The sequence below is a fragment of the Micromonospora maritima genome (assembly GCF_902825405.1).
In the GTDB taxonomy this organism is placed as follows: domain Bacteria; phylum Actinomycetota; class Actinomycetes; order Mycobacteriales; family Micromonosporaceae; genus Micromonospora; species Micromonospora maritima.
The window spans coordinates 1-8361 of the sequence record NZ_CADEAU010000233.1; the positions used below are offsets into that span (position 1 = coordinate 1).

The following is an 8361-nucleotide window of genomic DNA, read 5'->3' on the forward strand; positions in this document are numbered from 1 at the left end:
CCGGAGCCGCCGCGACGGGGGCGGGTGGCTCCGGGCCCGGGCCGGCGCGTCAGCCCGCCGGGATCGGCTCCGGCAGCGGCTCGCCGGTCTCCAGCAGGCTCTTGAGGCTGGCCAGCAGTTCCGGCCAGCCTCCGCTGCCGTCGAGTTGGCCGCTGATCGCCCGGTACATCTCGCTGTCCGGCGAGAAGTCGTCGTGGACCACGGTCAGCCGGACGGTCCCGCCCTGCGGCAGGAGGTCGAACGTGACAGTGGACCGGCGCTCGCCGAGTCGGGCGGCCAGTTCCTCGTCGGACCATCCGAAGTGCGCGGCGTGCTCGGGCTGGAAGCCGTGCCAGGTGTACGCGAGCCGCCGGTACGGTTCGGCGACGAGCACCCGCTGACCGAGGTCGCGCGGCTCGTCGTCCGGCGTGTCCTGCCAGAGCAGCGGCGAGCCGGCCCGCCAGTCGGAGACCAGCGTGACGCCGCCCCAGTAGCGGCGGGTGAACGCGGGCTCGGTCAGGGCCTGCCAGAGCCGCTCGGGCGTGGTCCGGACGTAGGTGGTGTAGACGAACGTGGGGCTCTCCATGGGCTGCCGCTCCAGAGCTGTCTGCAGGTCGGCGAGGGCGCGGGCGCGCTCCCGGTGGTAGCGGCCGATCCAGCGGTCGGCCACCGCGTTGATGGGGGCGGCGTCGAGGTGGTGCAGCTTCTCCCGCCCCCGCCGGGTGGTGGTGACCAGGCCGGCGGCCTCCAGCACCGCGAGGTGCTTGCTCACCGACTGTCGGGTCATGTCCAGCCCGGCGCACAGCTCGCGCAGGCTCTGGCCGTTGCGCGCGTTCAGGCGGTCGAGCAGGCGCCGCCGGCTGGCGTCGGCCAGTGCCCGGAACACGTCGTCCACCCGTCGCTCCACCCGGTCGAAAAGGCAGCCATCCGGTTGCTCTTTCGGAGCATAGGCATCCCGGCGGCTGCCTGTCCACCGACGCCAGCCTCCTAGGATGCTCTAGGGGGTGTGCGGAGACGCCCACATTTTTCTCGCCGCCGATGTCGAGAACCCGTGGCCGGCTCCGTCCCCGGGGTGGACGCGGTCAGAATGGCCGCATCGACGCGAGGAGAGTCACCATGGCGAAGTACCTGCTGCTGAAGCACTACCGCGGCGGTCCGACCCCGGTCATCGACATGCCGCCGTTCGACAGGTGGACGCCGGAGGAGTTCTCGGCGCACATCCAGTACATGAAGGACTTCGCGGCCCGGCTGGAGGAGTCCGGCGAGTTCGTCGACTCCGAGGCGCTCGCCCCGGAGGGCACGTTCGTGCGCTACGACGGCGAGGGGCGCCCACCGGTCACCGACGGCCCGTTCGCCGAGACGAAGGACCTGATCGCCGGCTGGATGGTGATCGACGTCGACAGCTACGAGCGGGCCCTCGAACTCGCCGCCGAGCTGTCGGCCGCGCCCGGACAGGGCGGCCGGCCGATCCACGAGTGGCTGGAGGTGCGCCCGTTCATGACCGCGCCGCCCACCATCACGGAGTGACCTCTCCGATGGACGAGGTTCTGCTCCGGAGCCTCACCCCGGCCGTCCTCGGGGTCCTCGTCCGCCGCGGGGTCGACTTCGCGGCGGCCGAGGACGCCGTGCAGGACGCATTGCTCGAGGCGTGGCGCGTCTGGCCGGCCGATCCGCCGCGCGACCCGATGGCGTGGCTGGTCACCGTGGCCTGGCGCCGGTTCCTCGACACGGCCCGCGCCGACGCCGCCCGGCGGCGGCGGGAGGACGTGGTGGACGAGGAGCCGCCGCCGGGCCCGGTGTCCGGGGTGGACGACACGCTCCAGCTCTACTTCCGGTGCGCGCACCCGTCGCTGTCGCCGTCCTCGGCGGTCGCGCTGACGCTGCGCGCCGTCGGCGGTCTCACCACCCGCCAGATCGCCCGGGCGTACCTGGTGCCCGAGGCGACCATGGCGCAGCGGATCAGCCGGGCCAAGCGCACCGTCGCCGGCGTACGGTTCGACCAGCCCGGTGACGTCGCCACCGTGCTGCGCGTGCTCTACCTGGTCTTCAACGAGGGCTACTCCGGCGACGTCGACCTGGCCGCCGAGGCGATCCGGCTGACCCGGCAGCTCGCCGCCGCCGTCGACCACCCGGAGGTGGCCGGGCTGCTCGCGCTGATGCTGCTGCACCACGCCCGCCGGGCCGGCCGGACCGCCCCCGACGGCAGCCTGGTGCCGCTGGCCGAACAGGACCGCCGCCGCTGGGACACCGACCTGATCACCGAGGGGGTGGCGATCCTGCAGACCGCCCTGTCCCGCGACCGGCTGGGCGAGTTCCAGGCCCAGGCCGCCGTCGCGGCCCTGCACGCCGACGCGCCCACCGCCGCGGAGACCGACTGGGTGCAGATCGTCGAGTGGTACGACGAACTGGTCCGCCTCACCGACAGCCCGGTCGCCCGGCTGAACCGGGCGGTGGCGGTCGGCGAGGCGGACGGCCCGCGGGCCGGGCTGGCCGCCCTCGCCGCGCTCGACGACACGCTGCCCCGGTACGCCGCGGTCGCCGCCCACCTGCACGAACGCGACGGCAACCGGTCGACGGCCGCGCGGCTCTACGCCGAGGCGGCCCGCAAGGCCCCCAACCTGGCCGAACGCGACCACCTGACCCGCCAGGCCGCGCGCCTCAACACGACCCCGCCCCCGGCTCCGCCCTCGTGACGACGCGCCGGGGTGCCGGCAGCGGGGTGGCTTCGGCCCGCTGGGCGGATGGTGCGGTAAATCCGCTCGGCTCGGCGTGTCGGCGCTGGTAGCTTGCCTCGTCGTGACGGGGGAACGGCTCGGCGGGCGCTTCGTCCGACTGTGGACCGCGAGCACGCTGTCCGCGTTGGGCAGCGGCACGGCCACCGTGGCCGCCCCGCTGTACGTGGCGTCGCGTACCGACGACCCGCTTGTGGTCTCCGTCGGAGCGGCGGTGTCGTGGCTGCCGTGGCTGCTGTTCGCGCTGCCCGGTGGGGTGCTGGCCGACCGGGTGGACCGGCGTCGGCTGATGGTGCTCATCGACTGGGTCCGGGTCGTCGCGCTGGTCGTGCTGGCCGCCGCGATGCTCACCGACCGGGCCGGGGTGGCGCTGCTCTACGTGGTGCTGTTCGTGGTCAACACCGGCGAGGTGGTGTTCCGCACCGCCGCCCAGGCGGTCCTGCCGGCGGTGGTGCCCCGGTCCCGGCTGGAGCGCGCCAACGGCTGGCTCAACGGCGGCACCCAGGTCACGCAGAACATGGTCGCCGGCCCGCTGGGCGGGTTCCTGTTCGTGCTCGCGGCGGCGGCTCCGTTCGCGCTCAACGCCGGCACGTACGCGCTGAGCGCCGTGCTCGTCGGGCTGCTCGCCGGCACGTACCGGGGCGGGGAGGCGGGGACCGGGCCGCGGTCGGCGCGGGCGGAGATCGCCGAGGGTTTCCGGTGGCTGCTGTCGCAGCGGTTGCTGCGCACCATGACGATGCTGATCGGGCTGCTCAACGTCACGCTGACCGCCGCGCTCGCGGTGCTGGTGCTGTTGGCGACCGAGCGGCTGGGCCTCGGCTCGGTCGGCTACGGCGCGTTGTTCACCTGCATGGCGGTGGGCGGGCTGCTCGGCTCGGTGGTCGGTGACCGGTTGGTCGCCGCGATCACCGCCACCTGGACCGTGCGGGTGGGCCTGCTGATCGAGGCCGTGCTGCACCTGGCGTTGGCGGCCTCGCGCAGCGCGGTGGTGGTCGGGCTCGCGTTGTTCGCGTTCGGGGTGCACAGCGCGCTGTGGAACATCGTGGCGAACTCGCTGCGCCAGCGCCTCACTCCGCCGGCGCTGATGGGCCGGGTGGGCAGCACGAACCTGTTCATCGCGGCTGGCGGCAACTGCGTCGGCGCGCTGCTCGGCGGCGTGGTGGCCGCCCGCTACGGCATCACCGCGCCGTACTGGGTGGGGTTCGTGGTGGCGGTCGCGGTGACGGCCGCGACGTGGCGGGTCTTCGACCGGGCGGTCGTGGCCGCCGCGTACGCCGATCCGGCGCCGGAGCCGTCGCTGCCGGCGGCCCGGTGACGCTCAGGGCAGCGGTGGCACCGGCAGCGTGACGCCCTGCGCGGCGGCCCGGTGGGCCAGCTCGATCAGCTCGACCACGGCGACGGAGTCCGCCGGGTCGACGGGCATCGGGCCGCCGTCGCGCAGCGCCGCCACCACGCCGGCGTAGAAGTCCTGGTAGCGGCCGGCCTCGGTGGGCACGGCCCGCAGGTCGCCGTCGGCGCCGAGCCGCCCGTACCGCTCCGGCTCCACCTCGCCCCAACCGGGCTCGCCGGGATGCCGGCCGTCGCGCAGCGCCGCCTCCTGCGGGTCCAGTCCCCAGCTGGTCCAGGCGGCCCGGTCGCCGAGCACCCGGAAGCGCGGGCCGAGCTGGGCGGTCACCGCACCCGTCCACAGGTGCGCGCGCACGCCGCTGCGATGGGTGAGCGCGACGAACGCGTCGTCGTCGACCTCGGCGCCCGGCCGTCGCCGGTCCACCTCGGCGTAGACGCGTTCCACCGGGCCGAACAGCCGCACCGCCTGGTCGATGAGGTGGGCGCCGAGGTCGAACAACGCGCCACCGGCCTCGTCGGGCGCGGCGCTCTCCCGCCAGCCCGGCTTGATCGCCGGCCGCCAGCGTTCGAACCGCGACTCGAACCGGGTGACCCGGCCCAGCTCACCGGCCTCCACCAGCCGGCACACGGTGCGGAAGTCGCCGTCCCAGCGTCGGTTCTGAAACACCGTCAGCGGCACCCCGGCGGCCGCGGCCTCGGTCACCAGCGAGCGGCCCTGCGCGGCGGTGGGCGCGATCGGCTTGTCCACCACCACCGGCAGCCCGGCCGCGACCGCGGCGCGGGCCAGCGGCACGTGCTGGCGGTTCGGCGTGGCCACCACCACCAGGTCGAGCGTGTCGGCGGCGCGCCACAGCGCCTCGGCGTCGTCGACGACGCGGGCGTCGGGGTGTTCGGCGTGAACCTGCGCGCGCCGCTGCGGGTCGCGGGTCACCACGGCGTCCAGCCGCAGCCCGTCGGTGGCGGCGATCAGCGGGGCGTGGAACACCCGCCCGGCGACGCCGTACCCCAGCAACCCCACCCGCAGCGGCGCCCGTGTCATGCGGCCGAATCTACGCGGCGCGCCGCCGGCGGGCGGCGGGGTCCCCGGCGGCGCTCCCCGGCGGTGTGACAGCGTGGGCGGGTGCACGCATCCTCCCCGGCCGACGTCGACCTCGCGCTGGTCGGCGGCGGTGGCGCCGCCTCCCTGGTCCTGGCCGCCCTGCACCGGCACGGGGTGACCGGCCTGCGGGTCACCGTGGTCGACCCGGTGCGCAAGCGGGGCCAGGACCGCACCTGGGCGTTCTGGGGCACGCCCGGCGACGACCTCGACCCGCTGCTGAGCGCGAGCTGGTCGCACGTCGACGTGGTCACGCCGGCCGGCCGCCGCGTCCTGTCGCTCGACCCGCTGCGGTACGCCATGCTCCGCTCCGCCCCGGTCTACGACCGGGCTGCCGAGGCGGAGCGGCGGCTGGACGCGGTCCGGATCGGCGCGCCGGCGGGGGAGCTGCGCGACGACGGGCACCGGGTCACCGTCTGCGATCCGGAGGGACGGGCGCTGGTGCGGGCCGGCTGGGTGCTCGACTCCCGCCCGCGTCCGCCGGCACGGCCGGGGCGTACCAGCTGGTTGCAGCACTTCCGGGGCTGGTGGCTGGCGGCCGACCGGCCCACGTTCGACCCGGGCCGGGCGGTGCTGATGGACTTCCGGACCCCGCAGCCGCGACGCGGGGTCTCCTTCGGCTACGTGCTGCCGGTCGACGACCGGTTCGCGCTCGTCGAGTACACCGAGTTCGGGCCGGCGCTGCTCGACGACGCCGGCTACGACGCGGCGCTGCGCGGCTACGCCGCCCTGACCGGGCTGGACCTGACCGCGCTGCGGGTGCGGGAGGTGGAGAACGGGGTGATCCCGATGACCGACGGCCCGTTCGTGGTCCGCCCGAGCCCGCGCGTGGTGCGGCTGGGCACCGCCGGCGGGGCCACCCGGCCCTCGACCGGCTTCACGTTCTCCGCCATGCTCCGCCAGGCCGACCAGGTGGCCCGCGCGCTCGCCGCCGGCCGCCCGCCGGTGCCCGCGCCCGACCCGGCGCGGTGGCCCCGCCGGCGCCTGCCGACGGACCTCACCGCGCTGCCGGTGCCGGTGCTCACCGACGAGGACGCCGGCCCCTACCTGACGCTCGGCGCGGTGCTCGCCACCGACCCGGACACCGGCGTGCGCAACCTGTCCGTGCACCGGATGTGCGTGCAGGGCCCGGACACGCTGACCATCTGGATGGTCCCGGGTCGCGACCTCGAACTGGCCCACCGGGCCGCGCTGCGCCGGGGTGCCCCGCTGCCGGTGGCGGTCCATCTCGGGTTGGGCCCGGCGGTGCTGCTCTCCTCCTGCTGCCCGACGTCGCTGGTCCCGCCCGAGGTCGACGAGCTGGCGGTGGCGGGGGCGCTGGGCGGGCGGCCGATCGAGCTGCTGCCGTGCGCCACCGTGGACGCCGAGTTCGTCGCGCACGCCGAGTACGTGATCGAGGGCGAGCTGCGGGCCGAGCAGGCGCCGGAGAGCCGGCACGGCGCCGTCGCCACCCCGGAGTTCCTCGGCTACCAGGGCCGGGCGCACCCGTCGTTGCCGCTGATCCGGGTCACCGCGATCACCGCCCGGGAGAGCCCGATCCTGCAGGCGGTCTCCGGCCCCGGGCACGAGCAGTCGGTGCTGCTGGGCTTCGGGATGGAGGCCGCGGTGCTGGACCTGCTGCGCCGCCGGGGCACGCCGGCACGGGCCGCGCACTGCCACACCGCCGGCGGCGGCCAGCTCATGGTGGTGCTCCAGTGGCCGGCCAAGCGTGACCCGGCCGACGACGCCACGGTCCGCGCCGCCGGCGAGGCGGTGCTGGACGCGTTCCGGATGGCCAAGCTGGTGCTCTGCGTCGACGAGGACGTCGACGTCGAGTCCGACCAGGACCTGTGGTGGGCGATGGTGACCCGCTTCCAGGCCGACCAGGACCTGCGGGTGCTGCCGGACCGGGAGGGCTTCCCGCTGGACCCGAGCCAGCACACCGGCTACTCCCGCTCGTTGTCGGCCGACGGACGGACCGCGAAGGCGGTCTTCGACTGCACCGTGCCGTACGCCCAGCGCGACCGCTTCCGGCGGCCCCGGTTCACCGAGCCGTCGCGTCCCGCACCGCGGCGGCCAGCAGCGCCACTCCCTCGGTGATCCGGGCGGTGGACAGCGCCGCGTACCCGATCAGGAACGCCGGCTCGGGCGGCGGGTGGGTGACGAAGTAGCCGGAGGCCGGGTAGACCCGCACGCCGCGCGTCGCGGCGGCGCGCACGATCACCGTCTCGTCGGTGCCGGGCGCGCCGCCGAACGTGACCAGCACGTGCAGCCCGGCTGCCGCGCCGGAGACGCGCACGCCGGCGCCGAAGTGCTCGTAGAGCGCCTCCAGCAGCCGGGCCCGGCGCTGTCGGTAGAGCCGGTCCATCCGGCCGATGTGCCGGGCGTACGCGCCGGATGCGACGAACTCGGCCAGGGCCTCCTGGGTGAGCGTCGGGGTCAGCCGGTCGGTGATCCACTTGATGCCGAGGAACGGCCGGACCAGGTGCGGCGGCAGGACCGCGTAGCCGATGCGCAGCGAGGGGAACAGCGTCTTGCTGAAGCTGCCGACGTAGGCGACGTCGGCGCCCTGCGGGTCGGCGGCCAGCGACGGCAGCCGCTCGGCGGTGAAGCTGAACTCGTTGTGGTAGTCGTCCTCCAGCACCGTGACGCCGTGCTCGCGGGCCCAGCGCAGCAGCGCCCGCCGCCGCCGCTCGGACATGACGAACCCGGTCGGGAACTGGTGCGACGGGGTGACGTAGACCAGGCGTACCCGGGCCGGGTCGAGGCCGTGGCCGCGGACCCGGTCGGCGATCTCGTCGACCCGCAAACCCTCGGAGTCGACCGGGACCGGCACCACCGCGGCCCGGGAGTAGCCGAAGATCTGCCGCAGCACGGTGTGGCTCGGGTCCTCGATCACCACCACGTCGTCGGGGCCGACGAGCTGCCGGACCAGGATGTCCATGGCCTGGGTGGCCCCGCTGGTCACGATCGTGTGCTCGCGGGAGACGTCCAGCGCCCGGCTGCGCCGCAGCAGCGCGGTGATCTGGTCGCGCAACGCCGGGGAGCCCTCGGCCGGGCCGTAGCCCAGGGCCACCGCGTCGGCCCGGCTCACCGCCTCGGCCAGCGACTGCCGCCACCGGGCCACCGGGAAGCTGGCCAGCGCCGGGGTGCCGTGCCGGAAGTCGTACGCGCCGTCGGGCCGGTGCATGGGTGCCGGCTCCCACGGCCGCCACAGCGGGCTGCCCG

7 protein-coding genes and 1 pseudogene are annotated in these 8361 nt (G+C 75.4%); 5 read left to right on the top strand and 3 right to left on the bottom strand.

Going from position 1 to position 8361, the window contains the following annotated elements; translation table 11 throughout:
• Nucleotides 1-49 precede the first annotated feature (49 nt).
• Nucleotides 50-874, bottom strand: a complete 825-nt coding sequence (locus HUW36_RS19730; RefSeq protein ID WP_174529529.1) for an ArsR/SmtB family transcription factor — start codon at nucleotides 872-874, stop codon at nucleotides 50-52.
• 221 nt (nucleotides 875-1095) lie between these two features.
• Here HUW36_RS19730 and HUW36_RS19735 point away from each other — a divergent pair, with 221 nt between their 5' ends.
• The 3 genes from HUW36_RS19735 to HUW36_RS19745 all read left to right on the top strand — a co-directional run bounded on the left by HUW36_RS19735 (nucleotide 1096) and on the right by HUW36_RS19745 (nucleotide 4026).
• Entirely contained in the window at nucleotides 1096-1506 is a 411-nt protein-coding gene (locus HUW36_RS19735; RefSeq protein WP_174529530.1) for a YciI family protein, read from the top strand.
• An 8-nt stretch (nucleotides 1507-1514) separates the two neighbouring features.
• Nucleotides 1515-2672 (top strand): RNA polymerase sigma factor, encoded by a 1158-nt coding sequence (locus HUW36_RS19740; RefSeq protein ID WP_174529534.1) that lies wholly within the window; start codon nucleotides 1515-1517, stop codon nucleotides 2670-2672.
• Nucleotides 2673-2775: 103 nt separating this feature from the next.
• Nucleotides 2776-4026, top strand: a complete 1251-nt coding sequence (locus HUW36_RS19745) for an MFS transporter (RefSeq protein ID WP_174529531.1) — start codon at nucleotides 2776-2778, stop codon at nucleotides 4024-4026.
• A gap of 3 nt (nucleotides 4027-4029) precedes the next feature.
• Here HUW36_RS19745 and HUW36_RS19750 read toward each other — a convergent pair whose 3' ends face one another.
• Complete coding sequence (locus HUW36_RS19750; RefSeq protein ID WP_174529532.1) at nucleotides 4030-5097, bottom strand: Gfo/Idh/MocA family protein; 1068 nt, start codon at nucleotides 5095-5097, stop codon at nucleotides 4030-4032.
• Nucleotides 5098-5178: 81 nt separating this feature from the next.
• Between HUW36_RS19750 and HUW36_RS35195 the strand changes: the two are divergent.
• Both HUW36_RS35195 and HUW36_RS35200 read left to right on the top strand, forming a co-directional pair.
• Nucleotides 5179-6693 (top strand): annotated as a pseudogene (locus HUW36_RS35195) (lycopene cyclase family protein); the annotation flags it as partial.
• Nucleotides 6694-6729: 36 nt separating this feature from the next.
• Nucleotides 6730-7233 (top strand): hypothetical protein, encoded by a 504-nt coding sequence (locus HUW36_RS35200; protein WP_425487248.1) that lies wholly within the window; start codon nucleotides 6730-6732, stop codon nucleotides 7231-7233.
• On the opposite strand, the gene pdxR is transcribed toward HUW36_RS35200, so the two are convergent.
• Nucleotides 7178-8361, bottom strand: a 1184-nt coding sequence (gene pdxR / locus HUW36_RS19760) for a MocR-like pyridoxine biosynthesis transcription factor PdxR (RefSeq protein ID WP_174529533.1), incomplete at its 5' end; no start/stop codon positions are given. The genes HUW36_RS35200 and pdxR overlap by 56 nt on opposite strands.

Coding starts and splice junctions, on each gene's coding strand:
- HUW36_RS19735 (WP_174529530.1), top strand. CDS start 1,096: ATGGCGAAGTACCTGCTGCTGAAGCACTACCGCGGCGGTCCGACCCCG.
- HUW36_RS19740 (WP_174529534.1), top strand. CDS start 1,515: ATGGACGAGGTTCTGCTCCGGAGCCTCACCCCGGCCGTCCTCGGGGTC.
- HUW36_RS19750 (WP_174529532.1), bottom strand. CDS start 5,097: ATGACACGGGCGCCGCTGCGGGTGGGGTTGCTGGGGTACGGCGTCGCC.